This is a genomic window from Foliimonas ilicis (assembly GCF_039939195.1).
GTDB classification, from domain to species: domain Bacteria; phylum Pseudomonadota; class Alphaproteobacteria; order Rhizobiales; family Rhizobiaceae; genus Foliimonas; species Foliimonas ilicis.
The window spans coordinates 143,064-170,049 of record NZ_JBDUUH010000001.1; the positions used below are offsets into that span (position 1 = coordinate 143,064).

Annotated in this window: 31 protein-coding genes; 2 read left to right on the forward strand and 29 right to left on the reverse strand. The window is 55.1% G+C overall.

The window, feature by feature from the left end:
- Positions 1 to 74 precede the first annotated feature (74 nt).
- Together ABFT80_RS00690 and ABFT80_RS00695 are read left to right on the forward strand one after the other, a co-directional pair.
- Positions 75 to 1,337 carry an O-antigen ligase family protein gene (locus ABFT80_RS00690; protein WP_347969937.1) on the forward strand — a complete coding sequence of 421 codons (1,263 nt, stop codon included), beginning with the start codon at positions 75 to 77 and terminating at the stop codon, positions 1,335 to 1,337.
- Complete coding sequence (locus tag ABFT80_RS00695; RefSeq protein WP_347969938.1) at positions 1,334 to 2,344, forward strand: acyltransferase family protein; 1,011 nt, start codon at positions 1,334 to 1,336, stop codon at positions 2,342 to 2,344. Before ABFT80_RS00690 ends, ABFT80_RS00695 begins: the two co-directional genes overlap by 4 nt.
- Here the strand turns inward: ABFT80_RS00695 and ABFT80_RS00700 are convergent.
- From ABFT80_RS00700 to ABFT80_RS00840, 29 genes are all read right to left on the reverse strand, one after another.
- Complete coding sequence (locus ABFT80_RS00700) at positions 2,341 to 3,108, reverse strand: DUF1365 domain-containing protein (RefSeq protein ID WP_347969939.1); 768 nt, start codon at positions 3,106 to 3,108, stop codon at positions 2,341 to 2,343. The genes ABFT80_RS00695 and ABFT80_RS00700 overlap by 4 nt on opposite strands.
- Positions 3,080 to 4,459, reverse strand: coding sequence for an NAD(P)/FAD-dependent oxidoreductase (locus tag ABFT80_RS00705; RefSeq protein WP_347969940.1), 1,380 nt, complete (start codon positions 4,457 to 4,459; stop codon positions 3,080 to 3,082). Before ABFT80_RS00705 ends, ABFT80_RS00700 begins: the two co-directional genes overlap by 29 nt.
- A 174-nt stretch (positions 4,460 to 4,633) precedes the next feature.
- Positions 4,634 to 5,119: a copper chaperone PCu(A)C gene (locus ABFT80_RS00710; RefSeq protein ID WP_347969941.1), complete on the reverse strand. Its 486-nt coding sequence runs from the start codon at positions 5,117 to 5,119 to the stop codon at positions 4,634 to 4,636.
- A gap of 22 nt (positions 5,120 to 5,141) precedes the next feature.
- Positions 5,142 to 6,398: an ABC transporter permease gene (locus ABFT80_RS00715; RefSeq protein WP_347969942.1), complete on the reverse strand. Its 1,257-nt coding sequence runs from the start codon at positions 6,396 to 6,398 to the stop codon at positions 5,142 to 5,144.
- A complete protein-coding gene (locus ABFT80_RS00720; protein WP_347969943.1) occupies positions 6,395 to 7,093 on the reverse strand; it encodes an ABC transporter ATP-binding protein in 699 nt (232 codons plus the stop codon). The genes ABFT80_RS00715 and ABFT80_RS00720 overlap by 4 nt, the downstream gene beginning before the upstream one ends.
- 4 nt (positions 7,094 to 7,097) lie before the next feature.
- Entirely contained in the window at positions 7,098 to 7,541 is a 444-nt protein-coding gene (locus ABFT80_RS00725) for a hypothetical protein (protein ID WP_347969944.1), read from the reverse strand.
- 66 nt (positions 7,542 to 7,607) lie between these two features.
- The gene (locus ABFT80_RS00730; protein WP_347969945.1) at positions 7,608 to 9,113 is read right to left on the reverse strand and encodes an alkaline phosphatase; all 1,506 of its coding nucleotides are present in this window, start codon (positions 9,111 to 9,113) and stop codon (positions 7,608 to 7,610) included.
- A 271-nt stretch (positions 9,114 to 9,384) separates the two neighbouring features.
- The gene (locus ABFT80_RS00735) at positions 9,385 to 9,960 is read right to left on the reverse strand and encodes a transglycosylase SLT domain-containing protein (RefSeq protein WP_347969946.1); all 576 of its coding nucleotides are present in this window, start codon (positions 9,958 to 9,960) and stop codon (positions 9,385 to 9,387) included.
- A 162-nt stretch (positions 9,961 to 10,122) separates the two neighbouring features.
- Positions 10,123 to 10,422 carry a hypothetical protein gene (locus ABFT80_RS00740; RefSeq protein WP_347969947.1) on the reverse strand — a complete coding sequence of 100 codons (300 nt, stop codon included), beginning with the start codon at positions 10,420 to 10,422 and terminating at the stop codon, positions 10,123 to 10,125.
- Entirely contained in the window at positions 10,419 to 10,688 is a 270-nt protein-coding gene (locus ABFT80_RS00745; protein WP_455189852.1) for a hypothetical protein, read from the reverse strand. The genes ABFT80_RS00740 and ABFT80_RS00745 overlap by 4 nt, the downstream gene beginning before the upstream one ends.
- Before the next feature lie 277 nt (positions 10,689 to 10,965).
- Complete coding sequence (locus ABFT80_RS00750; protein ID WP_347969949.1) at positions 10,966 to 11,160, reverse strand: hypothetical protein; 195 nt, start codon at positions 11,158 to 11,160, stop codon at positions 10,966 to 10,968.
- A 310-nt stretch (positions 11,161 to 11,470) separates the two neighbouring features.
- Entirely contained in the window at positions 11,471 to 12,238 is a 768-nt protein-coding gene (locus tag ABFT80_RS00755; protein WP_347969950.1) for a hypothetical protein, read from the reverse strand.
- A gap of 663 nt (positions 12,239 to 12,901) precedes the next feature.
- A complete protein-coding gene (locus ABFT80_RS00760) occupies positions 12,902 to 13,771 on the reverse strand; it encodes a hypothetical protein (RefSeq protein ID WP_347969951.1) in 870 nt (289 codons plus the stop codon).
- A 51-nt stretch (positions 13,772 to 13,822) separates the two neighbouring features.
- A complete protein-coding gene (locus tag ABFT80_RS00765; protein WP_347969952.1) occupies positions 13,823 to 14,293 on the reverse strand; it encodes a hypothetical protein in 471 nt (156 codons plus the stop codon).
- A gap of 220 nt (positions 14,294 to 14,513) precedes the next feature.
- Entirely contained in the window at positions 14,514 to 14,852 is a 339-nt protein-coding gene (locus tag ABFT80_RS00770) for a hypothetical protein (RefSeq protein ID WP_347969953.1), read from the reverse strand.
- 139 nt (positions 14,853 to 14,991) lie between these two features.
- Entirely contained in the window at positions 14,992 to 15,957 is a 966-nt protein-coding gene (locus tag ABFT80_RS00775) for a hypothetical protein (protein WP_347969954.1), read from the reverse strand.
- 102 nt (positions 15,958 to 16,059) lie between these two features.
- On the reverse strand, positions 16,060 to 18,711 hold the full coding sequence (locus ABFT80_RS00780; RefSeq protein ID WP_347969955.1) for a tape measure protein: 2,652 nt from the start codon (positions 18,709 to 18,711) through the stop codon (positions 16,060 to 16,062).
- Between the two features lie 8 nt (positions 18,712 to 18,719).
- Positions 18,720 to 20,327: a terminase large subunit gene (locus tag ABFT80_RS00785; RefSeq protein ID WP_347969956.1), complete on the reverse strand. Its 1,608-nt coding sequence runs from the start codon at positions 20,325 to 20,327 to the stop codon at positions 18,720 to 18,722.
- The gene (locus tag ABFT80_RS00790; RefSeq protein ID WP_347969957.1) at positions 20,324 to 20,719 is read right to left on the reverse strand and encodes a phage terminase small subunit P27 family; all 396 of its coding nucleotides are present in this window, start codon (positions 20,717 to 20,719) and stop codon (positions 20,324 to 20,326) included. The genes ABFT80_RS00785 and ABFT80_RS00790 overlap by 4 nt, the downstream gene beginning before the upstream one ends.
- Complete coding sequence (locus ABFT80_RS00795; protein WP_347969958.1) at positions 20,716 to 21,030, reverse strand: head-tail adaptor protein; 315 nt, start codon at positions 21,028 to 21,030, stop codon at positions 20,716 to 20,718. The genes ABFT80_RS00790 and ABFT80_RS00795 overlap by 4 nt, the downstream gene beginning before the upstream one ends.
- Positions 21,030 to 21,443, reverse strand: a complete 414-nt coding sequence (gp17, locus tag ABFT80_RS00800) for a tail completion protein gp17 (RefSeq protein ID WP_347970800.1) — start codon at positions 21,441 to 21,443, stop codon at positions 21,030 to 21,032. The genes ABFT80_RS00795 and gp17 overlap by 1 nt, the downstream gene beginning before the upstream one ends.
- Positions 21,443 to 21,859, reverse strand: coding sequence for an HK97-gp10 family putative phage morphogenesis protein (locus ABFT80_RS00805; protein ID WP_347969959.1), 417 nt, complete (start codon positions 21,857 to 21,859; stop codon positions 21,443 to 21,445). Before ABFT80_RS00805 ends, gp17 begins: the two co-directional genes overlap by 1 nt.
- Position 21,860: 1 nt before the next feature.
- Positions 21,861 to 22,154 carry a head-tail connector protein gene (locus ABFT80_RS00810; protein WP_347969960.1) on the reverse strand — a complete coding sequence of 98 codons (294 nt, stop codon included), beginning with the start codon at positions 22,152 to 22,154 and terminating at the stop codon, positions 21,861 to 21,863.
- Positions 22,151 to 22,906 carry a hypothetical protein gene (locus tag ABFT80_RS00815; protein ID WP_347969961.1) on the reverse strand — a complete coding sequence of 252 codons (756 nt, stop codon included), beginning with the start codon at positions 22,904 to 22,906 and terminating at the stop codon, positions 22,151 to 22,153. The genes ABFT80_RS00810 and ABFT80_RS00815 overlap by 4 nt, the downstream gene beginning before the upstream one ends.
- Positions 22,903 to 23,250 carry an HNH endonuclease signature motif containing protein gene (locus tag ABFT80_RS00820; RefSeq protein WP_347969962.1) on the reverse strand — a complete coding sequence of 116 codons (348 nt, stop codon included), beginning with the start codon at positions 23,248 to 23,250 and terminating at the stop codon, positions 22,903 to 22,905. The genes ABFT80_RS00815 and ABFT80_RS00820 overlap by 4 nt, the downstream gene beginning before the upstream one ends.
- Positions 23,247 to 23,825 (reverse strand): hypothetical protein, encoded by a 579-nt coding sequence (locus ABFT80_RS00825; protein WP_347969963.1) that lies wholly within the window; start codon positions 23,823 to 23,825, stop codon positions 23,247 to 23,249. The genes ABFT80_RS00820 and ABFT80_RS00825 overlap by 4 nt, the downstream gene beginning before the upstream one ends.
- 5 nt (positions 23,826 to 23,830) lie before the next feature.
- Entirely contained in the window at positions 23,831 to 25,372 is a 1,542-nt protein-coding gene (locus ABFT80_RS00830; protein ID WP_347969964.1) for a phage major capsid protein, read from the reverse strand.
- A complete protein-coding gene (locus ABFT80_RS00835; RefSeq protein ID WP_347969965.1) occupies positions 25,365 to 25,718 on the reverse strand; it encodes a gene transfer agent family protein in 354 nt (117 codons plus the stop codon). Before ABFT80_RS00835 ends, ABFT80_RS00830 begins: the two co-directional genes overlap by 8 nt.
- Positions 25,715 to 26,974, reverse strand: coding sequence for a phage portal protein (locus tag ABFT80_RS00840; protein ID WP_347969966.1), 1,260 nt, complete (start codon positions 26,972 to 26,974; stop codon positions 25,715 to 25,717). Before ABFT80_RS00840 ends, ABFT80_RS00835 begins: the two co-directional genes overlap by 4 nt.
- Between the last annotated feature and the right edge of the window lie 12 nt (positions 26,975 to 26,986).

The following is a 26,986-nucleotide window of genomic DNA, read 5'->3' on the forward strand; positions in this document are numbered from 1 at the left end:
TAACCACTTTTTGGTCTGATGCTCTAGCCCGATGCAATGCAGCGGCGCACCGCGCCGCTGCGACAGGAATCGCCATGAGAATCGCGAAATCGCGCTTTGTTTCTCCCGACCATAATTTCTGGTTCGGCACATTTGCGGTCGCGATTTCGATGTTCGTCTTCGCCTATTCCGCGCGTTTCGGACAGGTTTCGATCCTTGCCTATTACGGGCTTTGGCTGCCGCTCATCGTCATCGACTATCGGCGCTCGCTCGGCAATTACATGCGGTATTACTGGATTTTGGCATTCGCCATATTCGCCTGCATGTCTGTGTTCTGGTCACAAGCCTTCGGCATAAGTGCCCGCGCCAGCATCCAATATTTCTCCCATGTCGTCTGCGCGCTGATCGCCGCACGCACGATCGACGCCCGCACGCTGACCATCGGCAGCCTGGTCGGCGTCAGTCTCGTGCTCGTCTATTCCTTGCTGTTCGGCGGCTATCACTATGATCCGATCGACGGGGAATACAGTTTCGTCGGCGCATTCGCCTCGAAAAACCAGCTCGGCTTCTATGCATCGCTTGGCATCTATTTCGCCTTCGTCGCCATAATGGCACTGCGCGAGCGCGGCGTATGGCTGATGCTGGCGCTCGCTTCAGGCCTGCTCTCCGCCTATTCGCTTCTCGCCTCGGCATCGGCAACTTCGATCATTGCAACGGGTGCAACCCTTGCAGCCATGATGTGCATCGGCAGCACCCTGTTCCTTCGCCCGCGCACGCGACGGCTTTCGATGATCGTCGGCATATTGCTTGCCATCGCCTTCGTCTTCGTCGCGCTGAATGCTGGCCTGCTCGACGCGCTTCTCGGCCTATTCGGCAAGGACACGACGCTGACCGGCCGCACCTATCTCTGGTCGGAAGGCATGGCGGCAGCCGCGCAAAACCCATATTTCGGCGTCGGTTATCAGGCCTATTGGGTTCAGGGATTTTCGGAAGCCGAACGCCTGTGGGAAGAATTCTACATTGCGACACGCAGCGGCTTTCACTTCCACAACACCTATATCGCCATGTATGTCGAGCTTGGCGCCATCGGCGTCGCGCTGTTCAGCATGGTGCTTCTGACCGTATTGTTCGGTCACCTGAAGCGGCTTCTGACCAGCCGTGCGGACCTCACATCGCTCATCATGTTCGGATTGGCGGTGATGCTGTTGATCCGCTCGTTCTTCGAGCTCGATATGGTCAACCCATATTCGATCGGCTCATTCCTGCTTTACTATGCGGCGGGCCTGCTTGTCGCCGCCCGCACCGCTGACGCGGCGGCGCCCAGGCAGGCAGCACTTTCGCAGGCAGTGCCGCAATGACGAAACTCTACGGCATCCAATATCTGCGCGCGCTTGCTGCGATTGCCGTCGTGATTTTCCACGCGGCTGAGCGCACCGGCGGCCATTTCGCAATAGGTGCTGCGGGCGTCGACATCTTCTTCGTCATCAGCGGTTTCATCATGTGGGTCATCGCGGAAAATCGGCCGATATCTCCCGGCCGCTTCCTGTTGGATCGCCTGAAACGCATCGCGCCGATCTACTGGATCGCGACGCTGGTCATGGTCGGCGGCGCAATGGCCGGTCTGTTTCCCAATCTGAAGCTCACGCTCGGCCATATTTTTGGTTCACTTTTCTTCATCCCGCATCGCTCGCCCAGCAGCGGCGAATTGTGGCCGGTGCTTGTTCAGGGGTGGACGCTGAATTACGAAATGTTCTTCTACGCAGTCTTTGCGGCGGTGCTTTTTCTGCCTTCGAGACTGCGTTTCGGCGCACTCGCGCTCGTATTCATCGGGCTTGTGATATGCGGCGCGATATTCGACCCGGAGCAAAGCGTCCTCGCCGCATTCACGCGCCCGATCATGCTGGAGTTTCTGGCGGGTGCTGCTTTGGGTAAACTCTGGATCGCGGGCATGATGCCTTCCGCCAGAACCGGGCTGCTGCTCGTTGCTGCATCTTTCGCCGGGTTCGCCTTTATCGGGCTCACCTATATGGGCTGGAATCCATATATTTTCTGCCTGTTGGCGACAGCACTGGTTCTTGGTGTATTGGCTCTAGAAAAAGCGGGAGCCGTTCCAAAAGCAGAACCACTCGCCTATCTCGGCGATGCCTCCTACTCCATCTACATCTGGCATACGATGGTAATTTCAGTGGTCGCCAAAATCGGCTCGGCAATTGCCCTGCCCGGCTGGAGCATCATCGTCCTGTCAACCATCGGCGGCACGATTGGCGGGCTTGTTGCCTATGAAATGCTCGAAAAGCCGTTGACCCGCCTGCTCAAGAAAAAGCCTTCGGCACATCGCGAAGGCCTGGTGAAAGCACCGGCCTAAGGCTGCGTCGAACTCGCCGATTCCGCACCCGGCCGCGGCTGAAGCGGAACGCCTTTCAGCCAGAGCAGCAGCGCCTCCCAATGGATCGCCGCGACGACCTTTGCGGTCAACAGCGGGTAGACGACAAGCGCTTTGAGCAAACTCCAGTCGGTCAATGGCGCGCGACGCCCGGTCAGGACGGCATTCAGAACCGGCCCTTCGCGATCGCTTGCGACGATTGCCACCATGACCTCTTCGCCCGGCGGGCGGACATGAAAGCTGTAGCCGAGCTTCTTTTCCATGAAGGGTGAGACGTAGAAATCCTTGTCGCAGGCATGATGGTGGCGCTCCGCCTCACCATCGATCGCGAACATGTAATCGTGCTTCTCGCCGAAGGTATTTCTGACTTCGTAGAGAATCGCGTGAAGTTCTCCGGTTTTCCGGTAGCAGAAATAGACGCTCAGCGGATTGAACACGTAGCCGAACAGGCGCGGCATGGTCAGAAGACGGATCGGCCCGCCATCCGGCTCGATGCCTTCCTGCCGCATCAGTTTTTCGACATGCAAGCGGGCGGGCGCACCGGAACGGTCGCCGTGATCGCGATCAAAGAAGCTGAAAATATTGAACCGGTTGCGCGAAAACAGGCGCAGTTTCGAGCCCAATGCCTCGATCTCATCGAGATCAAGCAAAAGCTGGAACATGCTGTATTTCAGGCGATGCTTTTTCGGCTTCAAGCGCCGATGCATTACCGATTCATTATACAGCGAGGATGCGATCTTGCTCATGCCAACCGCTTTCGAAGTCCGTATTCTGCGCGATCCTTCGCAACGAGATACGACCAGATTCTTCTGCGACATTCCACGGACGCCGGTCGCCGCCGAGTTCCTCGGCGACCGCAAGGCCCGACTGCAAACCGTCTTCATGGAAGCCAGCGCCGAAATAGGAGCCACAGAACCACGTATTGCGGACACCCTGCAATGACCAAAGCTCGTCCTGCGCGGCAATCGCCTTCGCATTGTACATGGGATGGCTGTAGGACTGGCTGTGATGCACCAGTTTCGGGTCGGGCTTGCGGATCGTGTTCAGCGTCATGAACATCGGCTTGTTGTCGGGAATGCCCTGAAGCCTGTTCATCCAGTAGGTCACCGACAGATCCTTGCAGCTCGGACCTTTGCGCCGCGCTGAATAATTCCAGCTCGACCAGACGGATTTGCGCTTCGGCATCACGCTTGGGTCAGAGTGCAGAACGGCTTCGTTCTCGATGTAATGAAACGCGCCCAGCAGGTTCTTTTCTTCGGCCGTTGGCTGATCCAGCATTGCAAGCGCATGATCGGCATGGGTCGCGATAACGACGTGATCGAACTCTTCGAGCCGCCCAGTGCTGTCTTCCACGATGACGTTTCGGCCCGGACGATGGATTGCCTTTACCGCGCGTTTCCTGAAAACATTATCCGTAAACGTCTCGGTCAGGCGCTTTACATATTCGCGGCTGCCGCCATCGACGGTGCGCCATGTCGGCCTGTTGCCGAAGTTCAGCAGCCCATGATTGTCGAAGAAACGAATGAAGGCGCGCGCCGGGAACTGCGAAATATCGTTGGCAGGCGTCGACCAGATGGCGGCGGCCATCGGATAGAGATGATCGCGTCGGAACGAAGCGCCGTAATTCTTGGCATCGAGATATTCTTCAAGCGTCGTCAAGCCCAGTCCCGGCGCATCAAGGGGCGCCGTACGGTAAAAACGCGTGAGGTCGCGCATCATCGACCAATAGCTCGGGCGAACGAGATTACGGCGCTGCGCGACGAGGCCGGAAATCGAGCCGGAATATTCGAATGCGCCATCGTCCAGCGAAACCGCGAACGACATGTCGGAGGGCTTGGTCGGCACGTCGAGATGTTTGAACAGCGCGGTCAGATTGGGATAGGTCAGCTCATTGTAGACGATAAAGCCGGTATCGACCGGCGTGCCATCAACCTCGACGGTGTTGCTGTGACCGCCGATGCGATCGTCGGATTCGAAAACGCTGACCTGATGGGAGCGACTGAGAAGCCATGCAGCCGAAAGCCCCGAAATACCACTGCCGACTACCGCAATTTTCAGACGTGTACGCGGGGGCTTCGCATGAAATGTGATGGTCATAAAATATGATCGCTCCGATAAACTTCCCATTCTACGAGAGCGCATCCGTCACGGATCATACCGGCACGCGGCAAACCGCAACAATGGCGTCTCAGGGTTCAGTTACGTAACCGGAGCGTCGATTGTTTCAGGGGTCAGGAATTTCCCTTCAAGAAAATGAAATTTGGCAGAGGTTTAATGCGAATGCCCAGCGTGGCCATGCTGCCTGGCATTCGCATCCTCCACCTCGACATGAAGATGGATTTCACCAGCATTTTTGAAGACCAGTTCAAGTTCGAATTCGTCGCCTTTTTGGAGGGCCTTGGTCAGCCCTGCGAGTTCTACGGCAAGCCCGGCAGGATCGAGCGTAAATGAGCCCGCCGGAATTTCGATTTCGCCGATTTCCTGAACCGCAGCTTGACCGTCTTTCAACGTCACGCCGACGATGCGCGCCTCACCGGCTGCATCCGTTTTCGCCTCGACCAGAACATCTTGCGCACCGCTATTTTCGATATTCATGAAGACAAGCGTGTTCTTGCCGGATTGCGCAGCACGTGCCCAGGGATGGACGATGCGAATAGAGCCAGCCTCGGTAACATGATGATCATGATCGTCATGGGCAAACACAGCGTCCGGCGAAAACAACATCAACGCCGCAGCAATCAAAAGCTTCGAATTCATAATCGTTTCCTGTCCTGAAAATTCAACGAAGCGCCTCGACCACCGGTTTTCGGTAGGTCAAGGCAGCCGGTACGAGCGCCAGCAGCATGCCGAGCGCCAGCAAAGCGCCGACCAGAGCGAGTTCCGACGATCCGACATGAGCGGCCATCGAAACGCCGGTCTGGCTGGCGATGATTGACGAGATTACGCTTGCCGCGGCCCAGCCCAATGGCAGGCCGATGATCGCCCCGCTTGCGATCAATCCGCCAACATAAAGCCAGACGACTGCGAAGATGAAGCGGGCCGGGGCGCCCAGCGCACGCAGCATTGCGAAACGCTGCCGCTGCAAATCCAGCAGCGCCAGAATGCCCGCAAGTATGGCCGTGACGACCAGAATTTGCGCGGCAAGCGTCAAAGCACCCATGATGCGCGCGACATTGCCCATCACCGAATAGAGTTCGACCAGCACTTCCGCCGGAAAGAAGGCTGTCGATTCAATCGTTCGGTAGCGGTTGCGCAGGCCGTAAGCCGCAGCAACATTCTCCGGTTTCACGACGATTGCCGGAACACCCGGCAGATATTCGGCATCATAGGGCGGGCCGATGCGCTCGTCGCCCGGCGCATGGCCGGTGCCCATGCCATGCGCGAACCAATTATACTCGACCGGAACCACGATTGCGCGATCCCACGGCGTTCCGGTCGGCTTCATGCGACCGACCACCGTAACGTCTATGTGGTTGTGGCCTTCTTCCTCGACTATCGCTTGCCCGCCATTTTCACGCGCATCCATAACATTGTCGGCGTCCTGACCGGCACCGTTGCCATGGCCGTGCCGGATCGCCAGCCGGTCACCGACAGCATTGGGCGACAATGCGCCGACAATTGCCTCGTCGATCCGCGCGAAAAGCCGACCCGATTGAAGGCCCCGGCTCAAATGATCGACAAAAGCTGATGTGGTGCCGACCACCGGGTCGCCATTATAATTGTCGCCAAAGCCGATAGGCGCTGCGAAATCGGCGCGGCCGCCTTGCAGGATGTTTGCGGTCATTTCGGGCGAAAGCAGTTCCACCGCGCGCGAGTCGAGATAAACCACGGAAAACAGCAAATCCGCTTGGCTGCCGGGAGCCGCCACGATCAGGTCGAAACGATCAGCCGCCCGCGCGCTTCCCTGCCGCAAGGCACGCTCCTGCGCGCTGATGGCAATGCCCAGCGCCACGGCCAGTGCAATGACGGAGACGAACAGGATTGAACTGAAGCGGTTGCGCCGCAGCGTCGCAAGAACGAGCGGAAACGGGTTCATGCCGCATCCGCCTGAATTTGGTCAGCGCCTATGATACAGCCCCGGTCGATGCGTATTATTTCATCGGCCATACCGAGCAGGACGGGATCGTGAGAGGCGACGATGATCGTCTTTCCATCGTTGCGCGCAAGGTCTTTCAGAATATCTGCGACCTGTCTGCCGGTGCAGCCATCAAGGCTTGCGGTCGGCTCATCCGCGAACACGACTTTCGGGTCGAACAGAAGCGCCCGCGCAACCGCCACGCGCTGCTGCTCGCCGCGCGAAAGCAGCGACACGGTTTTCCGGTTCAATGGCACGCCTAGCTTTTCGAGCAGGAGTTTTGCTCGATCTCGCCAAGGTTTGGCCGAAACATGGTCGAACCATGCGGGCATAAGCACGTTTTCGACGGGACCGAGTTCATCGACCAATTGGAAATTCTGGAAGATGAACCCTGCGTTCAGCCGCCGCCATTTGTCACGCGCGCTTTCGCTTTCGCCTGCCAGATCCAGACCGTCCCAAACGACAGCACCTGCGCTGGGAACAAGCAGACCTGAAAGCAGATAAAGCAACGTGGATTTTCCCGAACCGGATGGGCCGGAAAGCACAGTCAGCTTACCAGACTGAAGCGCAAGCCGTTCGATCTCGATAATGTTCTGCGTCTCGTTTCGTCCCGCGGAAACGTCCAGACGAAGACCGGTAACCTGCGCGGCGGACACGATCTCAGAGCTTTCGATAGCTTACGTCCATCAGGCGGACGAAGCTGACGAACCCCGTTTCCTCATCGGTTTTGAAGCCGGTTTCAAACGTGCCTGAAACGCGGATCAAATCCGTATAGCGAACGACTTCAACCGGCGCGCTCGCAAAGGAAAGCACGATGTCGTCAGGCCATTGCGCTTCGGTTTCGCAGAATGGGCACACCGACATGGGCAGCCGCGTCAGTACGAAAAAATCGATCTCCGGCTTCAGCGGCGGCGCCATATAGCCGGTCATCTCGATCTTCACGCCTTCAAGCGCCTTCGCGTCGTCGGTCAATTCGCGTCCGCGCGCATAAAGATCGCGGAATTTGAGCGTCGGCTGGCTCGCCAATGCGCGGTTCATGCCGGCGGGAAGCAACAGTCCTGTCGCGGACAAGGCCATCGTCGAAAGAATTTCGCGGCGGTTCATGACAACCTCCAGAATAACAGAGAAAGCCTGGCCGCCGGATGAACCGGCGGCCAAGCGTATTGGAATTTACTTCTTTTCGGCAAGTGCGGCGCGCGTTGCCATGTCCGTCGCATGCGAAATCACATGATAGACGATGTTCTGCTCGACGACGCCGTGGAAGAGGTGCGCCCATGGACCTTGCGCGAAGATCGCAACGTCGTCACCGGCATGGGTTTCGCTTTCGCCAAGCGGGATAAGCGCCTGCTGAAGGAAATCCGGGTCGGTCGTGTCGACATCGGTCAGGTCAGCGCGCGGCTCGTCGAGCTTGGCGCCGGGGCCGTTCTGGTAGCCAAGCGTCGTGTACGGCTTTTTATCGTCCGCGATACCGGCAATGCCGAGGATCGGATTGTTGCGCTCCGGGTAACCGGCGATCGTGAAGACGTGGCTGTGGTCAGCCGTCAATATGATCAGCGTCTCTTCCGGATCGACCATGTCATAGGCAGCCTGAACGGCTTCGGCCACGGCAACCGTATCGGTCAGCGCGCGATAGGCGTTGCCCGCATGATGCGCGTGGTCGACGCGACCGCCTTCGACCTGAAGCAGGAAGCCCGTCTCGTTTTTCGAGAGGATTTCGATTGCCTTCGTGGTCATTTCAGCGATGGACGGCTCGCCCGCAGCATCCTTGGCGCGGTCGGCCTCGTATTTCATGTGGCTTGCTTCGAAAAGACCGAAAACACGCGAGGTCTTGGAGGGATCGATCGCGTCGAACTGCTCCTTGTTCCAGACGTAGGCGCCTTCCTTGTTCTTTTCCTGCCACTCGCCAACCAGATCGCGACCATCGGCGCGCGCGCCCTTCTTGGTCTCGTCTTCAGGATCGGCCTGTTCCGCCGTCATGAAATTGGAACGGCCACCGCCGAACACGACTTCGAAGCCGTCGCCCGCAGGCCAATCGATAAGCTGGGCTGCAATGTCCTTGACGCCAGCTTCCAAAGCGCCCTCAGGCAGCTTGGTGTCGTTTTCCCAATCGCGGCCAGCGACTTTTGCATAAGCGGCGGCAGGCGTCGCATGGGTGATGCGGGCGGTCGAGACGAGGCCGGTCGCAAGGCCTGCAGTTTCGGCCAGTTCGAAGATCGACGTGACTTCATTGCCGGCCTGCGACTTGAAATCGTCCGGCACGACGTTCTGGTTGACGCCGATTGTGCCGTTGCTGGCCTTCACGCCGGAAAGAAGCGCGGTCGCGGTCGGTGCGGAATCGGCAACCTGCGCGTCATGCGTATAGGTCTTGGAAAGCGCCACATAAGGAAGCAGCTTTTCGAAGGACAGCGAATTGGCTTCGCCATTCACGCCGCGCGACTGGCCCTCGAAAATGCGGGCAGCGGTGATCGTCGGGATCGACAGACCATCGACCACGAACATGATCACGTTCTTGGCGCGGCGCACATTCGGCTGGCGCGAAATCTGGGCGGCAAGCTGTTCCTGCGCGGCGACGAAATAGGAATCCTGCGCCTGCTTTACGTTTTCCTGCGCGAAGACCGGCGCGGTCAGCGCCAGAACGGAAATGCCGGTGACAAGCGTCCGAGCGTGCTTCTTCATGGAATGTTGCCTCATAATGGAAGTGTTTCTATCGGTTCTGCAATGACGAACCCGCTCCCCAATAGGGAAGCGATGTAACACTTTTATAACGCGATCGAAGAAGAGGCTCTTCGATAAGCAATAGCACCCAGAGACTGTTTGATAATTCGCCCTGCCGAGTCATATGGCGTGGTTTTCGAGAACTGGAGCGGAGCGTACATTGGTACGTGAGCACCGGAAGCACAGAAAACTGCGTCAGATGGCCGGCAGGGTAGAATTTGCAAATGGTCTCTCAGCGACCGCAGGCGGCCAGTTGCCCCGCATAGGTGCTGGCCATGTTGGCTGCACGGCGGGCGGCGCGCTGGACACCGGCATTGTTGCGCCATGTGCCGCGCGAATAGCCCGCATGTCCCGAGTAATAGGCAAGGTAGAGGTTATAGGCGTCGTTGCGGGCGATGCCGTTCTGGCGATTGCTGACCCCGTGATACCAGCCGATGAAATGTATCGCAGCGCCGAAGTCGGTGCGGCGGGCGCCATATCGTCCGGTCTCACGCTGATAGCGCGACCATGTGCCGTCGAGCGCCTGCGAATATCCGTAAGCCGTCGATTGACGCTTCCACGGAATGAAGCCGAGCAAAGTGGTGCGTGGGGGGCGAGCGCGCGGGCGGAAGCTCGATTCCGTATAAATCGTCGCCATAAGGATCGGCACCGGCACGCCGAATTCGGCCTCCGCGCGCTTCGCATCCTTATACCAATTGTCGAACCAGCCATTGCGCTGGTCGAACACCGCGCATGCATTGCCGATTTGCGACGGGGCTGTGGCGCAACCTCCAAGAATCAGGAGCGCTACGATAAACATGGCGCGCATCTTTGAACCTCGTTTTGCGCCAGTCGTAAATCGCAAACCCTAACAGAATCTTCCACCGTGGCCGGTTTGCGGATTCATTGGCTTCAAATGCGCGTGAGGATGGTTCAGGACGGCAGTCCGTTTGCTGCCCGATTTCAGCGTGTGTGGACGGTATTCCGGAAACTACTGTGTTTCCGTTACCTGCCCGGTGCCGAATGTTTTCTCGATGAGATTTGAATCGTCTCCTTCGGCGGCAGCGGTGACCGGCTCGAGACTGTCTTCCGTCGTCACACGTTCGTAACGCTCATCATCGTTTCGGATACGATATTGCAGGGAATCGCCTTTTGCAGGCAAAGTCCCCGTTATGCGGAAGATCTCTGCGGAATTTGGCCTGGCCCCGAAACCACCCTTCAAACGCACCATGTCGCCCATTGCGAAACGGTGAATGGGTGTGTCGCGTCTTGCCGGACTCGTTTTTTTCATTGGGTCGCCCGGTCATGTTCGAGTGCTGCATCGAGATCCGCCGGCTCGACCGGCACCATCTGCTGCTTGGAAGCCGGCGCGGAAATCGCCGGCAAATGGATGAATGTGGAAACGCGATGCCAAACGAGACGCGAAGCCGCGTCAATCAGCTCTTCGTCACTATCGACGGCGTAGTCGCCTGCAGGCTGGGGCCTATCAAAACCCGGCAACGAAAATGCCGATTTGAACTGAACGACCGTATGCGTTGTGCGATTATTCAAAGCCACGATCCTCCGCAGGACAGCGATAATGCGCTTCCTGCATGTTCCAATTCGAACAGGAATGACCAACCTGCCAGTACATCCGTGGTCAGCGAGGGCCATTCCAATGTTCGAAAAGAACAATATGCCGCGCCGGACTGGCGCTATGCATTTATTTTCGAGAATTCGCTGTGTATGGCGGGTCGAAGGTCTATGACACCGCGAAAGCCAAATGGGCCAAATCTACGAAATTCCACAATAGCTTATTATTGGACAATAATAAAGGCCTCGCGTGAGGCTTCTTTTAAACGGGCGAAATTGCTTTCCTGCCCTTCGCGGTGATCGTAACGGCACAATCTCCAGCAGAATCCGGTTGTGAACGACGAATATATCCATTGCGCTCAAGCTTGGCACTCGGCGCATGATAAACGGGCAAATAATATTGCCGATCACCAAGTCCCGCCAAAAACGCCAATTGTATCTTGTTCAATTTCGGCATGTGCCCCTCAGGCCAAACATGCGCAACACTAAACTGACGTTGCGTAAACCGCATCATTCAGATGGATGATGTCGATATCATGATGGGATGCCGAACTCCACGCGCTTGTGGACAGATATTTTGGGTGCGCGAATCGCTATGGCGACCGCCGAAATGCGCTCGGTGTTTTGGACGGATGGAATCTGGGGGAAGAATGGTGCTGCAAGAGAGGATTGAAATCGACCCCGGCCCAATAAAATCATATACTTATGGGACGTTTTGTAACGGTGTAACGGACTGCCGTTCGGGCGATCTTGCCTGTTAATAAGTGTCACTGGCCACGGAACTTCGATGCGCGGCTTTCTAGTGTCGGCCGAATATCAGTATTTGTTGTGAATTCGAACTCAATCCAAGGCAAGACAGCCAGCACAAACGCCAGAGCATTTGTTAGGGCGATGATTGAGTAATAACAAGCATATCCAAAGCTTAATCCGTGCACCGAAAATGTTATAGATAACGAATATGCGACCAACACAAAGTGCATTAGTGGAAAAAGCAAAAATAGAACTAAGCATAACAACATCGTTACGTTTGATACAATTTTAAAATTACTACCAGATACGAAAAAGTCCGCGCCGGAAATATGAAACTGCTTTCTGAGCATCTTCTCAAAAAAATCGTACTGCGTTGATGACGCAATCAAAAAATCTGGATCAACGAGCGTATCCTTTGCTTTATTTCTCGCAAACCAGCCTACTATCTGGTCATAAATCATATAGTTGTTGAAAGATGATATTGCAAAAAATAAACTTAGAGATGCCAATACTGTAAAAATCTCAACAACAGAAGGAATTTTACTTGTCTCAATATTGAAATACGGGATAACAATGTTGCTGCCGGTGACAACAAATGCCAAGCCGGCCTCCAAAAGAATAAGAGTCCCGAAAACCTTGTCTCGTCGTGCTTCGGCAACGGCGCGTCGCTCAATAAAATTAGCCCGCATATCCTCATCAAACACACGGCCACTATCAACCCGATTTTCTATATCAAGGACCATCGAAAACCGCGTGATGGGCGTTAAACGAATTTTGAATTCCATCGTGCGCCCTCTGCAATACAAAATAAATAGTAGCAAATTATATTGAGTATGGCGCCACTTCTCAGGGTTATCCAATGCTGTTTCAGAACCGCATTTTTTCCTTTGTTTTAATTGGCCTGCTGGCGTTTATCGCAATACGCGTTATGCTTAGTCCGTTCGTTGGTGAGCGAGTCTGCAAAGATGGATGGCGATCTTCTGCTATCGGAATTCAAGGGGCATGCTCAGCGCATGGCGGCATAGGTCGACTTGATCGAGGAAATTGGGTGTTCCCGCTATCTGCTATACTAGCGATAACTTCGGGCTCTTGGGCGGGAACTCGGAGACGATGTGATCGTATCGTGCGGAAAGCGCCGGTAGAGGTTCTACCGTCCGCAACGTCCCCCGAAGTTAATCCAAAGCTTTATAAGTCACGTGATCAAGTCCAGTGTGAACTGGAAGATTTCTTCAAAGATCGAAGGCGCGTCGCTCAGAAGAACGCCAGTGGCGACCACCGGGAATTTTAGAAGGGCACTTTACAATTGATCTTTTAGAACGGCCAAAGCTCGTATGGCCGCTCTTGTTTACACTCCATAATATTCTCCCAATCAACATTTTTGGAGCTGTCTGTTAATATTGGCGGGCATCCTGCAATATAATAATTTTTTCCGTAATTAAAATCTATCTTCAATAACGACTCATCGTGAAACACGCAGTTTGAAAAATCACAATTTCTGAATGCAATTTGTGTTCCTCGTGTTCCGACAGACCCAGTTTATTACTGACCTCAGACACGTTACAAAAATCAAAATTGCACCGGTAGAATCTTAGATCAACGATTACATTCTTCCACCATTGTATGGTGGAGTATCGGAAAGTGACGTTACGAAGATCGGAAAGCTCATAGTTAACATCTCTTGAGAACCGACCGTGAATGTAATGAACTTTCTCAAATCCAGGAATATAATGCCAGTCTGTTTCATATTCGTCGTGATACTGATTTTCATCATTGCCCGCATCAAAATAGATTTCTCTACGGGTATTGATTCCATTATCGACACCGATTTTCATCACGCCCGATAATTCTGACCTATGACGATTCCCGTGATGACGGGACATATGATCCTCTACGAAATCCGCTAAAAGATTCATGGACGGAAATGCAAAGCTTTTGTCGTCACCGGAGACGAGCACACCAAGGCTAGCGATACCAGCAGACACATGCGCGGCTTTATTGGTTTCACCGAGCAGCTTTGCTCCCTCCTGAAGCAGTTTAGCACGCCCCTCACTTTCCGCTTGATTGGCTTGGCGCGTGCTTATAGCTCCTCGCCAGCTTGCGGTGCAGAACGTCACAAGCGCAAAAAGAGCTACACCAAAAGGGGCTAAAGCTTGCGCCTTCTTAAGATCGCGGTCGCCATCAAAGCCATCTAGGAAAATCCAAAAAAAAGCACCAACAATCGCCACTCCGGTAAAGACCGCGCTTACTAGAGCGAATACATACCAATGTCTTTCAGTGATCTGAGGCCAGTCGTTGAAGCTGGTGTTTTTCTTGCTCAACACATCCCCCTTGGCACTACTAATGTCGCACGAACGCTTTCGTTTCAAATTTCAATTAGCTCCTCCCACGAATGCGATCTGCGCAACTCTGTGAGATAGAATCATGAAAGAAATTAAAGTTGCCATAATAAACAACGACCCAAATATCGAAGCGAGAGCGGAAACAAAAAACAATAATCTATTTCTGCCTCTACGAATTGTCATATTAACAAACATATTCAGGAAAATTCTTGAAAAAACTGCGTGGTGATAATCAAATAATTTTGCATATATCCTAATAATGAAAACAAAAGATATAATTACAGGAATAATAAATAGTATTAATAGATAAATATTTCCACTACTCAATATTAATTGAGACGCTCCGGCAATGAACGTATTTAAGAAAAAAGCCTGCGAAAACGCACTTACTACATCTGATAATTTGTTTAATGCGACAAGTGCTTCATTCTCTGATCTTGGGCTTAGTTCAATTACTATCTGATGAGCTAGCTCGAGCTTTTCTTTTTCCTCTGCCTGCACGATACCCTTCCCCCTGTTTAATAAATGGAAATCGAACCCGACTCTACATGCAGGAATAGACAGTCCTCGCTTGAAGCAAAATGTAAATAGCCCGCCGATGTGAGGGCGGGCTAGGCATTTGAAGATAAGCTGGTTTCACTGGACGATTGTGTATCGATCATAGGACAAGAAGCGAGCTCGCGGCAGGACGCCGTCGGCCCGCCCCATGCGCTCAGGAGTCTTATGCGGCACTCGCCAATTCGCGTTCTTCGAGCACACAATCCGGCCAGACATTGCCGAACTCACCAAGCGCGTTGACCACCTGATAGTCTTCGATCTCACCGGAACCGGGACAGGGTTTGTGCGCGATAAGCACGTCGATCAGCGCGGCGTAGCGCGCAGAAGTCAGCACACCATCAATGAAAACAGGATCGTCGGAATCGATGCCAGCAAGCTTGATTTGCGCAAGGACGGCGTTGCGATGATCGCCCTTTCGCTTCTCAGGCTTTCTAAGCGCTTCTGTCAGGCAAGAGACAAGGAAGTGATGGCGGGCATTGTCGAGATAAATTTCAGGTAGCATTTCAGTTTTCGGCCCCAAACCGGAGGTTGATTTACATAACCTTCATGATTCAATTATTAAGCAACGTCCAGTGTAAAATAGAGAATCGATTCCAATAATAAATTCAAATCTCAAATAATAACGAAGTGCTTACTTACTTTTAATTTATCACTGGGGGTTTTGTTTTCATCATATCAATGACTTGCTTTCGCCTATCGCTGTAAATTCGGTCAGCCTGCGAACGCACCGTTTTTGTGGCATAAATCCAATCGCCATTGACCGGGCGTGTAATCATGCCCTTCAGCCGCCCGGTAAGGGGCCGCATGTAGATGGAGTGCTTCGCACAATAGTTCGCCCAAACCACAGTTGGCGCGTGGCGTGTCTTGGCTTGGTGCTGGCGAACCTCCTGCCATTCACCGCCAGCAAGACGACAAGCCTTCCGCGCGGCGTGCTCTTCATCCGGAGCAATCTGAAGCTCGCCATGAATATGAAGGCGACGCTTCTCCGAAAGTTCGAAGACGAACCAAAAATCGACCTTTCGGCCATTGAGATTATTCAGATACCGGGCGATCCTCTTACCAAGCCAATCAGCGGATGAAGGGTGTGCACGAACCTTTGCTTCCGTGGCTTCATCAAGATTCAACGTAAAGGCGTAGAGAGGCCCACTAGAGCGCAACGCGTGGTGAAACCACTCAAGGGCCGCAACGTCGCTTAGATCGCGCCACGATGCCGGTAGACGGTGCGCTGTGAGTCTTGGAAGAGGTTGTTCATAGGAACGCCAGAAACGCGCGTGGGCGATCTCTTCGTTTAGTGTGAGAGTTTCCGTTGGAAGCGTAAGGACGTTAGCTGTTCGCTTGTGGAGAGGTGCGAGGGTGAGGGCTGTGTGTGGGTAGTAGGGGTGGTTGGGAGTAGAGACAGTAACTGAAGTCCCACCGGAATGCTCTAGCTCAAGCAATGCCTCAAAGGCGCGGAAAAGCGGGCGAAACTGCGCATCCCGATAGGCTGATTTAGAGCGCTTTCGATTTACAATTCTGTCAACATTCCCGCGCGGACGGCGGGGACGAATAGGAATAAATTCTGTCGGTTTTTGATGAAACCCGATAGCGGGTTTGCTATACTGTAACATGTAGACTCCATCGGGATCGGTCGTCGTCGGGAAAACTGCGACCGGTCCCATTTTCTTTGAGTTACGATATAGCGCTCCCACAAATGGGTTTGCGTTTTTCAGCTAGCGACTTCGCGAATTAGCGAAATTGCCGGGGCGCGTCTGTTTACGCATCTCATCAGCAACCACGCCGCGCATAGTCGCTTCCATCTGCTTGGCCACCTTCTTTGCGAGGTCTTGGTTCTGGTCAGGCGTGCCAGCCGATCCATTCACGGTGACGGGTGCGTTGATCGTAAAGCTAGGTGCGTTGGAATTGTCATTTGCACCATTCAGCAAACGCGTGACATTCCGGCTTGCATCTTCGCCAACATACCCGCCGTTAGCATAGCCGGGAAGTTGGCCCGAACGGATCGCCTCAAGGTTTGCCACGCCGATGCGGGAAGTTGCGTTTTTGTCAAAGACGTATTCGCCACGGTGCACAATCCCGGCTGGCTGATACTTTCCGCCGTTACCGGTATAGCCGCCTTCCGCAAAGCCGAAGAGCTTGCCAAGCAAGCCGAAAATGCCACCGAAAACCCCCCCACCACTCGTTGCGCCGCCACCGCTAAAGGCGTTCTCAAAAAGCTGATTAATTGCCATATCGATAAGCTTGTCTGCGATCTTGTTCAGGCTATTCAGCATCGCCTCAAGCGGGTCTTTTCCGCTGCGAAGATCGGACACGAAGCCCTTCACCAAATCGACCGACATGGACTTAAATTCATCGGCGCGCTTGGCTGCTTCTTGCTGCGAGGTCGCCAAGGCTTGCGCTTCCAAGGACGCGGCACTGTAGGCGTTCGTCAGCGCGTCGATACGTGCCTCAAGCTGTGGTGTAATCTGAAGGCCAGCATTTTGCGCAGCGGTCAAAAGTTCATGCTTCAGCCTAGCACGTTCAAGGGCAGCTTCCTGTTCCTCAACGGTGCCATTTAGCCCGCGACGTGCTTCTGTTTCCGCTTGCATAGCCGCAATACGCTCATGAATTTGCGCAACTTGGCGGTCAAACTCGTTTCCGCCACCACAACCGCCGCCGCCGCGACCACCACGGCCAGAACCGCTACCCCTACCTGATCCTGACGACGCACGGTTCGGTGAAACCGGTTTATCTTCGCTATCGATTTCAGCGGGTGTATCTGTGTTGGCGATGCGTTCTTGCGCGCGTTTGTTGGCGGCGTCTCGCCATGTCCCAAGCGCATTTCCAACGTGATCTTTAGCAGCATCACGCAAAGCCTGACCGAATGCATCACCGGCAGCCTCGCCAGCGCCCTTATAGCTATTTTCGATCCGTCCGAGCGTCACATTGCCAATCGTGCCAAGCGAAACGCCCACCGCAGCGCCAACACCGTTGATGCTTTCAATGGTGCCGTTCACCGCGTTGATAACGGCGTTCAAACCGTTTTCGACACCGGCAATCAACGCGTTCATCGCATTGAGAACGGCTTCAGCGATGGCCTGCGGAAGCTTGGTGAGAGCAATAACGATAGTGTCATAGACCAGCGAAAGCTCGCCAACGAGTTGATTGACGACAACCTTCACAAAGTCGCCAAGGTCAGCGAACGACACTTCCGCGCCGCTGACTGCTGACGCGATGAAGTTGATTGCGGCAACGAGCGTGTCATTGATTGCCGCGCCAGCCACAAGAGCGCCTTCCTTGATGCCGGTCCATGCCGCACCGGCATAATCATGAAGGTTTGCAAGTTCGCCTTCAACTGGCGTGACTTGGTCGCCAAATGCAGCGAGCGCGAATGTGGCTGCACCGATGGCGGTAACGAGCAACAGAAATGGATTTGTCGCGATCATTGCTACTTGCGCAGCGCTGGCTCGCACAAGGCCGGGAACGTAGCGCCCCATCAGCACAAGGCCAGCCGCTGCGGCAGCGGCTGCAATAGAGCCAACATTATCGGCGGCAAGAATGATCCCGTCGCTGAAGATCGCCGTAATGCCGTTCGCTTCGTTCAACTCGCCGACATATTGAGTCATGCTGTTCGTCAGAAGAACCATGGCGTCGGTGATCGTAGCTGGCATAGATTCGGCTTCTTCGCGTAGCTTTCCAAGCTCACCAGTCAGCGCCTTTACCACCTTCTCGCCGGTCAACTTGCCTTCGGAACCAAGTGCGCGAAGATCGTTCACAGCGACGCCAAGGCCATCGGCCAGCGCTTGGGCGACACGTCCGCCGGTGCTGATAACAGTGTTCAGGTTGTCGCCGCGAAGCTCGCCAAGCGCCATGGCTTTAGAAAGCGCGTTCATGACGCTTTCGGCCTGCTGACCTTTCGCACCGGACACGACGAGTGCATTGTTCAACGCTTCTGTGTAGTCGAGTTGCGTAGCAGTCGAATAACCAAGCTCTTTAAGTGCCTGACTGTTGGCGACATAAGCATTCGTGGTTTGGCCGATATCGGAATAGGTGCGGCGGGCGATTTGCGAAATGCGCTCCATGACCGCCGCGCCTTGTTCCTGCCCGCCAGCCGCGATGTTCACGCGTGAAGTCAGATCGGTCCAAGTTTCGGCAAGGTTGCGAAGCTCATTCAACCCGATGCCAACACCAAGCGAGCCAAGCAGCCGGTTAATATTGGCTGTGCTGGTTCGAAGCGAGCGCTCCATCCGGTCGCTTGCCTGTTTCGCACGCTGCTCAATTGCCGTGAAGCGTGTGCCAGCCGTCTGGCTAGCCTTCAGCATGTTCCGCTCAAAGTCCCGAATACGGGCCTCGATGGCAACTACAAGGGCTTCATTATCTCCGGACATGGGTCTTCCTAAGCATAGAGTTCGTCAAAGTCGTTGTGCTCATAGATCGAGCGGGAATTGTCATTTGCAGCCGCACGGCTAACGGCCATGGCAGCGGCAACAGCGCCGTCGATACGGTCGGTCTTTTTGGCTTTGTGCATACGGACAAGACCGGTATCGTTTCGGCTTGCAACTACGCTGTCGAAGTGATGTCGAAGGACCGGATGGCCATTGTGCCTAAGCTTGCGGCCATTCACGGTGCGCTCTAGATCGCCAATCGCTGGCGCCATCGTAAGCGGACCTTGCCGCATCGCCATTGCTGGCAAGCCGTCATCGTGAAGCCGCTGCATGGTCATTCTGGCTAGGTGCGGATCGAACGCGATCTCACGCACGTCAAAGCGGGCGCATAGCTCGCGAATGTGTTCTTCCACAGATTCCGGTTCGATGATCGGCCCGTCGATAGCGATGACGTGTTTCTTATCTTTCCAGCGAGCGTAAGGAACACCGTCTTTCTTGGAACGCGCCTCAAGGTCATCGCCGGGAAGGAAGAACCACGGCTGAACGGTAATCCGGCCATCGTCATGTCGCCAAGCAGCGACAACCGCCGTCAGGTCGCCGTTGACTGAAAGGTCCACGCCGATAAAGCACGGCAGTTCTTCAAGCTCGGAAAGATCGAAGTCGAAACGGCCCTGATCGTAAATCGACATATCGAAAAGTGGATCGCGAGACGCGGCCTTCCAAATGTTGAGATTGAATTGCTCAAACGCGTGGCGTTCGGCAGGGCGGTGTTCCGCTTCCTTCGCCGCGCTGCGCATCGCATCGAGGTTCGGGAAGCCATGCTTCAGACCGGGATTGACGCGGTGCCAAACCGCTTCATCACGCCAATTGTTGTCATTATCCGCTTCGAAGATGATCGGCAGGAATGCCGGATTATTAATCTCGCCAGTCGCGACACGGCGCGCATATTGGTATTGCTCGAAACCGATGTTCTCATTGCCACGGCCTGCCGTTGTCGCGACAACCATGAGCGTATTGCTGGTCTTCACCAAGCCTGATTTAAGCGCTTCCCAAAGGTCGCGGCCCTTCCAAACGTGAATCTCATCGACAAGCACAAAGGAAGGCGTCTTGCCGTGCTGCGCAGCGCCATCACTGGAAATTGCCTGAAGCTCTACGCCCTTCGCTTTGAAGGTGATCTTCTTGGCGCTGTTGTGCGCGTCATAGATGCGCGTGGCGGCAACAAGCCGCTTGTCCATCCGCACAATGTTCGCGGCTTCCTTGAATCCAAGACCGGCTTGCTCGCGATCCGAAGCGGCAAAGATCACTTGGCCAGCCGGAACGTGTTCAGGGCCGATGGTGTGAAGAAGGGCGAGCGCAGCGGCAAGGCTGGTTTTGCGATTGCCGCGCGGGATCATCCAAAAGACAGTTTCAACGATGCGCCTGCCGTCCGGGTGCCTAGGTCCATAAATCCGGCGCACGATCCGCTCTTGCCAGTCATGAAGCTGGAAAGCGTTCTTCGGCGCGGTGCTGTTCGGGTGCTTCAGTTTGCGCAGAAAATCCACGGCATCTTGACCGTAGCCGAAAGGGTCATCAATCGGACTGCCATCGTAAATCCATTCGGGAAAGGCGCTCGTGCTCATCGGTTGCGGCCAACCGAAAGCGGATTGTCGTCTTCATCCTCGCCACTACCAGCGCCGCTAACGCGTGTCCGCGAAACAGGCGACAAACCATATTCAGCGGCAAGCTGCCTTGCTGTCTGCATTGCGCGGTTCTGGATTCCAAAAAGCGTCTTGTCCAAACCATTGATAGCGAAAAGCCGCTCGACTTCACGGACGCGACCAACGGCAACGCAATAATTCTCGACGCCGGTCAGGTCGGCCTTGGTGATGATACGATCCGCTACCAGACGCGGCATGATGCGCTTCCATTCAGCGCGCGCGTCGTCATTCAGCCATTTCGGAGCTGGCGGTGCTTTCGTGAGCGGTTCGCGATCTGGCGTGAGTGTCGGCTTGACGCCGCGAAGATGGATCATGACGTAGCTACCGCGCGAACCTCAAGTGTCCGCCGTCTTCCGATTTCGACAATCTCTTTAATGTCGTGAGCAATGCCGTCATGGATGATGCGATCGGCTGTGCGGATACCGGGACGCCAGCGAAAGCGGAATGTCACTCTGCCAATTTCGGCTTCGCCAAACCCCACGGTGATTTCGTCGGCTAAACGGCGCAGCACTTCCGCGCGCGTAGTAGCAATTTTAGTCCAGGCGGAAGTGACGCCACCGGTTGCCGAAACGATTTCCGTCTGGCGTTCAATAGCGATGACACGATCAAGCTTACCAGCGCGCATTACACGATCCACCTAACAAGCGCTTCTACCGATAGAATGCCATGTCCAATGGTCGGGTCGGGGTCACGCATAAAAACCGAGCGTGTCACCTTAAAGCTATCGCAATAGCCACCTTCGATTAGAAGGCGCTTGTCGAGTGTGCTTTGAACAATGAACGCGATTTCCTTAGCCGCGTCCTGCCCTTCATCACGCGCCCATATATGAAGGTCTAGATTAACCCATGCCGCGCGTTGCGACGTGTAATCATGGCCGTGAAGCGTGGTGCTGCCATTCGCCATGATGATTGTCGGCATATTGTCCGGTCGCGTGGAACCGGAACGAATGTTGTCAGCTTCGACACGCTCAAGCACAGCGTAGGTGCTAACCAGCTTCGTGCGAATTGCCGTCTGAAGGGCAAGCGTTGGCTCAATCATCACTTATCCCATCCCTCACGCACAGCTTTCGACACGGCGCGTTTCGTTCGATTCTGGAGGCGCTTGCGAAGAAGACGGAATGCAGGCCAGAAAAACGGCTGCGCTTCGTGATGCGCCGTGCCGTATTCCTGAAGATGGGGATAGCGAACGTCTGAGTTACCGGCTGTGACCAGCACTTCCAATTCACCGGCGACACGCGATCCGCCCGGTTGTGAATAAGCGGGTGATGTTTGGCCGGGTGCTGTGACAGCAATCGAATCTTTCAAATCGCCATCCTCTTCGGGTGCAAGGCGGCGCATCATGTCGGCAAGCTCTTCGCCTGATTGCACAAGTGACGGCTCAACAGCTTCACGAACGGATTTCGGAATCGCTTCAAGGCGGCGTTGAAGCCGCGCAACTTGCGGTGAAACGGCCATTTTAGAAGCTCCAAACTCTGTAAGGCCGGATCAAATCGACCACGCCGAAGGGCAGTTCGGATGCGGAAACGCCAACAAGAACGGCTTCACGGTTCTCATAGAAGTGCGCTGCAAGCTGAAGGACTGCTTCACTTATAGCAGCCGGGAATGGATCGAGGTCAGCGAGCGGTTCGCCAACATAAGCTTCGATCCAACCGGAAGCGGCTGCAATCTTGCTCGAAAGAAAGGCGTCGTCTTCCATATCGGCGTCAATGTTTAGTTGCCGACGCAAATCGGCAGCGTTCGGCAAGGTCATTGCGAAGCCTCGTTTTCAGAAAAAGTTATTTCGGCATTCTCTTGCGCGGTGCTCCCCGCGCCGGTCCCCATAGAAGGCGCAAAATTGGAGACCACCCCCCGCCCCCTGTCTTTGGGAGGCATTGCCAGCGCGACCTCCAAAGATCGGCCCTTCCGCATGCGAGCGGCGAGGGTTTTTGGCTCAACACCGATAGAACTCGCCCATTGAGCAATAGTCTTGGTTTCACTGCCGATGGTGTATTTCTTCGCGCGACGTCCAAAAGGATTGCCAGCTATGCGGCGAGGCTTTCGCTTGAAATTAGGAGAAAGCGCTTCCTCAACAGAGTGACCCGATGACAGCCGTGCCAACAGCGAGGAATGACTGATACCAATCACTTTCGCCCACGCCGTAACAGTGCGGCTCTCGCCGCGATAGGTGATAAGCCTAGCCGGTGTTTTTGTGGATGGAGGTGCTTTGTCTTTGATATTGTGAGGCAGTCGATATTCTTCGCCAGCAGCAACGATCTCGTCATATCGCCTGATCGCTGCTTTGGCCTTTTCCAAGGTCGCCTCAGGATCAAGATTCGCGCAATGGCAAACCTCAATGAAGTCAGGATTCTTTAGCGAGAACCAGACGCGCGCGCGGGATCGTTCAAAGTCTGTGTGATCTGTGCCTCTAGCATCCGTTGCATCACGGATAGCCTGAAGCACAACGTTGACCCAAAGAATGCGCTCTTTGTCTTCGCCATAACTGGCGACGTTTTTCGTTTTCATCGACGCCGCTCCAAAGACTGAAGCGGTCCATCATGGCAGGGCTGGCAAACCGGCATCCAATTGGAGCGGTCCCAAAACAGCCGGTCGTTACCTTTATGCGGGATGACGTGGTGCACGATGTTTGCGGGACGGCCGCAACCGTTGTGTCGGCAATATGGATGCTGAAGCAAATACGCTTTGCGCGCCTTCTGCCATTCCGAATTGTAGCCACGTTGACGGGCTGAAGGTCGGCGGCGATCATGGCGAGCCTTACGGGCGCGATCTGCCGTCATCTGACATGCACAGCGGACGCCGTAAGCGACGATCTTTCCGCAACTGCAAAGGCGTGGCGGGCGCAGGCTCATTGCCTACCCCTCGCGGCACTGGCCTTCAATTGAGCGATACCGGCAGAGACTTGGTCTTCGCTGACTTCTTCGCGCGGATCGTATTCAGGCTTGTCTTCGCCGGTGCCGTGAAGAGCCTTACGAAAAGCAATGACGCCACGCTGCGCAGCGATGATCTCGCCGGGTGTTGCCGTCCAAGTCGTCTCGGGCGTCCAGCCAAGCCAGCCAGCGCCGATCTCATATAGGCTTGTGAAATACTCGTCGAAGCTGATCTGTTTCGTGCTTGCAGGCGCGTCGTATCGATCATCGACGCCGATCAGTTCGCCAATAAAGGCAAAGAGTGATGGCTTGAGAATATCGAGCGAAACAATTCCGCGCTTATCGATCTCGCGGAGCAGCGCCGGAAGCGTTGTTGTGTCGTCGGAACCGTATGCGATCAGGTCAGCAACAACGGAAAGATTGCTTTCCGCAATGCCGGTCATCAACGCCGGAAACCCATGCCGACGCTGAAGATGATAAGCGGCTCGCAGCGACGGGCGAAGCGTTGCGCTAACGCCGTCCACTGTGATCGTGATGGGGTCGGATGCGAGCCGCATGATTGTTAAGCCGTCGCCATCTTCAGCTTGCGGAAGGCTTCAGGGCGCACCACGCCAGCGCCAACGCGGCGGCGAGCATGGAAACGAACAAGCCCTTCGGTTGCCAGAAGATATGGGTTGGGCCGCACGGCAAGTTCAATGCGGTCATAGATGCGGAAGCCAGCCTTGAAATCACCGAATGCAATCGGGAAGGCGTTAGCCGCAACGTCAGGCATGTCGATAAGTTCGACCACCGGACGGCCAAGGATCGTTTCTGGCTGCCCTGCCTGATAGGATGGCTGCCACAGATAATTGCCCTGTCCGTCCTTCAGTTTGCGGATGGTTGCGAGCGTGGTGCCGTTCATCGCCCATGTGCCGCGATTGCGATAGACGGCAGGAAGCGCATACATCATCGAGATAAGCGCATCGGCTGACAGGTTGGCGGCCTGGCCGTTGACCGAATTTGCAATGTCGGCATCCTGCATAAAGCCTTTTGGCTCAAGCGCGGCGCTGCCATTTACGAATGCCAAGCCTTCCTTGGCCGCAAAGTCTTCAGCCAGCGCAAGGCGGACTTCCGCTTCCACGTCATGCGTGGCGTCTTCGATCAGCCAATTGCCAATATCGACGTGCGTCGTCATTTCCTTGATGGAAATTTCCAACTGGTCGAAGGTTGGTTCGGATGCTTCCGAAGCGACGGCTTCGCCCTTCCACTTGGCATTGGTGACGCTCAGGCGCTTCGGCAGCATGATCGTGTGCGAGCCTGTCGAACGAACGTCAGCGATAGCGCGGACAGGTGAGAACTCGACCAGATTGCGCAAGAACTCGCTGGAACGTTCTTCAGGTGCCAAAATGTATGAAGGCGCGTCGTTCGCGACGGTCAGTGCCTTGCGATCAAATTCACCACCGCGAAGGAAGTCCGAAAATGCCTTCACTTCAAGGTTGTCGTTGTCGCCAGACGGATGATTGTTGTTTGCTGCAATTGGGCGAGTAGCCTTAGCTTCGATCTTGTCGAGGCGAGCCTTGAGCGCGTCGAAGTCCTTCTTTTCGATAACCGGATCGCTTTTCACTTCCGGCGTTTTCAGTTCTTCTTCCATAGGTGTTCCTTTCAGGGACAGTGCCGGGTCATCCGTCGCGGCTTTAATCGTGGTGATGGTCGCGCCGGGATGACAGGGAACGGCGACGATAGAAATTTCGTGGAGGTCGAGCGCTGCGATGGTGCGGCCACCACCGGCGCGCGCCTTTGCTTTTTTGGTGACAAAGCCAATGGACAGGCCAGTGACGGCCTTTTCGCGGACAAGGGCGCGCACCTCGCGTGCACGCGCCACGTCATCGACCAGAAGTCGGCCTTTGACCTGAAGCCCTTCGGCGGTTTCAGTGATGGAATCCCAAACGCCGATTGTTTGTGCCTGATCGTGCGCCCAAAGCATCGGAAGGCGGGATGTGCTGGAAAACGCGCCCTTCTCGATAAGATCGCCCACGCGGTCAGGGGTGCCGAACGGCCATGCAAGGCCGGTGATCTCGCCAGCGTCATCAACCGAAAACGCGGCTTTGATTTCAAGCTTATCCATGATTGGATTCTTTCATGTCGGCCTGTCGCTGATCGTCCTGGCTGTCGGTCGATACGCCGAACCAAACAGTTTCGAGGATCGCAAAAACGATGGGGATTGAGTCAGCCAGCGGACGCTTGGCGACATAAGCCGCGACCAGTGCGGCGGCTTCTTTCGGGTCAGTTCCGCCGCCGATCAGTGCAAGGCGGATGGTCTCGGAAAGATCGGCAATACCGAATTGCAGAGCGCGGACGCGCTGGAACAATGCGCCAATGCCGACGCCGGTCTTGCGCTGAAGTTCTTCGATAAGCTCAAAAGGCAAGGCGAATGTCTTTTCGCCGTCGCCAAAGAACGCGACATGCTTCATGCTGCTTCCTCGCCGGTTGAACGGTTGTCGTTTTGGCCGGTCGGTTTGCCGGGTGTGATATGCGGATTGTCGAGCTTGTCAGCGCCAGCGATGGCCGGAAGGTTCAAGCCGCTGCGAACCTCATTTGCGGTCAGCGCGCCCATGGCGCGATATTGGCCGTAAGTCGTGGCGCGTGTGGCGGCGTTGGCGCTCAAGAGGTCATCGAGAACGAACTCGATATAGAAGCCGTCTGCGCGTTCTTCAGGCGAAAGCAGGACGCGCGCATAAGCCCATTCCCACGCCTCAAGCCAAGGCCGGAGCGTGAGCGTCAGAAACTGTTGCGCCATTTCCTCGCTGTTTGACCATGTGGCGCGCGTGAGGTCGAAAAGCATTGGTGGCGGGATGCGAAAGAGCCGCGCGATTTCCTCAAGCTGGAAACGGCGGTTCTCAAGAAACTGCGCATCGGTCGAGGTCATCGTGGCCGGATCGTATTTCCAGCCATCATCAAGAATCAGCGGATCATTGTTGCCATTGGACTGCCAGTTTCGCCAAGCCTTCTTGATATTGGCAATGACGGTTGCGCCGTTATCCGCGCCCGCCTTGCCTTCTTTTGAGAGAATTGCGGACGGACGCGCACCGCTTCCAAAAAGCTGCGCAGCGTGGCGTTCAAGGACAGATGAAAGAGCGATAGCTTCGCGACCGGCCTTGATTGGCGATAGGTCGAGCGGCGAAGAAATATGAAGAATGTCGCGGAAGCTGAAAACCTGTTCGCGGTTCTTGGCGTCACGCTGGATATAGGACGGCTCGCCGCTGATCTCGTCAAACCGGATGGTGATCGAACGCGGATCGAGGCGCGTAAACAGAACGGGACGGCCTGCGAAATTCCGGCCTACATGCGCAAAACCATGATCATGCAAAAGAGCGTCGGTTGTGAGGGCGCGCCTAAATTCACCTGCTGAAGTCCATTCGTTGGCTTCGTCATGAATAAGGCGATAGGCCGGATGATCATTGGCGGTCCGCTTCCCGCCTGTTCCACTGCGTTCATCGCTTACATGACGACAGAAGAGTTTGGCGGGAAGCGAACCAATTGCGCCTGATAAAAGCACAATAGCGGAAAACACGGCAGGGACGCGTAGCGCGGTGGTCGCGTTTATAGAAGGGCCAGCAATCGTTGGTGCCGCGCCGAATATTTCGAGTGCGAAAGGATTGGTGAGAGGGACGGACTTCTTTTCCGTATCAATACCAATAGCCGTCTTTACTGACTCAATAATACTCAACTAAACAATTTC

Coding starts and splice junctions, on each gene's coding strand:
- ABFT80_RS00735 (WP_347969946.1), bottom strand. CDS start 9,960: ATGCGCGCCATGTTTATCGTAGCGCTCCTGATTCTTGGAGGTTGCGCC.
- ABFT80_RS00830 (WP_347969964.1), bottom strand. CDS start 25,372: ATGGATAAGCTTGAAATCAAAGCCGCGTTTTCGGTTGATGACGCTGGC.
- ABFT80_RS00790 (WP_347969957.1), bottom strand. CDS start 20,719: ATGATCCATCTTCGCGGCGTCAAGCCGACACTCACGCCAGATCGCGAA.
- ABFT80_RS00805 (WP_347969959.1), bottom strand. CDS start 21,859: ATGGCCGTTTCACCGCAAGTTGCGCGGCTTCAACGCCGCCTTGAAGCG.
- ABFT80_RS00815 (WP_347969961.1), bottom strand. CDS start 22,906: ATGAAAACGAAAAACGTCGCCAGTTATGGCGAAGACAAAGAGCGCATT.
- ABFT80_RS00740 (WP_347969947.1), bottom strand. CDS start 10,422: ATGAAAAAAACGAGTCCGGCAAGACGCGACACACCCATTCACCGTTTC.
- ABFT80_RS00700 (WP_347969939.1), bottom strand. CDS start 3,108: ATGAGCAAGATCGCATCCTCGCTGTATAATGAATCGGTAATGCATCGG.
- ABFT80_RS00780 (WP_347969955.1), bottom strand. CDS start 18,711: ATGTCCGGAGATAATGAAGCCCTTGTAGTTGCCATCGAGGCCCGTATT.
- ABFT80_RS00825 (WP_347969963.1), bottom strand. CDS start 23,825: ATGCGGCTCGCATCCGACCCCATCACGATCACAGTGGACGGCGTTAGC.
- ABFT80_RS00750 (WP_347969949.1), bottom strand. CDS start 11,160: ATGCCGAAATTGAACAAGATACAATTGGCGTTTTTGGCGGGACTTGGT.
- ABFT80_RS00695 (WP_347969938.1), top strand. CDS start 1,334: ATGACGAAACTCTACGGCATCCAATATCTGCGCGCGCTTGCTGCGATT.
- ABFT80_RS00755 (WP_347969950.1), bottom strand. CDS start 12,238: ATGGAATTCAAAATTCGTTTAACGCCCATCACGCGGTTTTCGATGGTC.
- gp17 (WP_347970800.1), bottom strand. CDS start 21,443: ATGATTGAGCCAACGCTTGCCCTTCAGACGGCAATTCGCACGAAGCTG.
- ABFT80_RS00715 (WP_347969942.1), bottom strand. CDS start 6,398: ATGAACCCGTTTCCGCTCGTTCTTGCGACGCTGCGGCGCAACCGCTTC.
- ABFT80_RS00730 (WP_347969945.1), bottom strand. CDS start 9,113: ATGAAGAAGCACGCTCGGACGCTTGTCACCGGCATTTCCGTTCTGGCG.
- ABFT80_RS00835 (WP_347969965.1), bottom strand. CDS start 25,718: ATGAAGCATGTCGCGTTCTTTGGCGACGGCGAAAAGACATTCGCCTTG.
- ABFT80_RS00820 (WP_347969962.1), bottom strand. CDS start 23,250: ATGAGCCTGCGCCCGCCACGCCTTTGCAGTTGCGGAAAGATCGTCGCT.
- ABFT80_RS00770 (WP_347969953.1), bottom strand. CDS start 14,852: ATGCTACCTGAAATTTATCTCGACAATGCCCGCCATCACTTCCTTGTC.
- ABFT80_RS00795 (WP_347969958.1), bottom strand. CDS start 21,030: ATGCGCGCTGGTAAGCTTGATCGTGTCATCGCTATTGAACGCCAGACG.
- ABFT80_RS00810 (WP_347969960.1), bottom strand. CDS start 22,154: ATGACCTTGCCGAACGCTGCCGATTTGCGTCGGCAACTAAACATTGAC.
- ABFT80_RS00775 (WP_347969954.1), bottom strand. CDS start 15,957: ATGTTACAGTATAGCAAACCCGCTATCGGGTTTCATCAAAAACCGACA.
- ABFT80_RS00690 (WP_347969937.1), top strand. CDS start 75: ATGAGAATCGCGAAATCGCGCTTTGTTTCTCCCGACCATAATTTCTGG.
- ABFT80_RS00710 (WP_347969941.1), bottom strand. CDS start 5,119: ATGAATTCGAAGCTTTTGATTGCTGCGGCGTTGATGTTGTTTTCGCCG.
- ABFT80_RS00725 (WP_347969944.1), bottom strand. CDS start 7,541: ATGAACCGCCGCGAAATTCTTTCGACGATGGCCTTGTCCGCGACAGGA.
- ABFT80_RS00785 (WP_347969956.1), bottom strand. CDS start 20,327: ATGAGCACGAGCGCCTTTCCCGAATGGATTTACGATGGCAGTCCGATT.
- ABFT80_RS00705 (WP_347969940.1), bottom strand. CDS start 4,459: ATGACCATCACATTTCATGCGAAGCCCCCGCGTACACGTCTGAAAATT.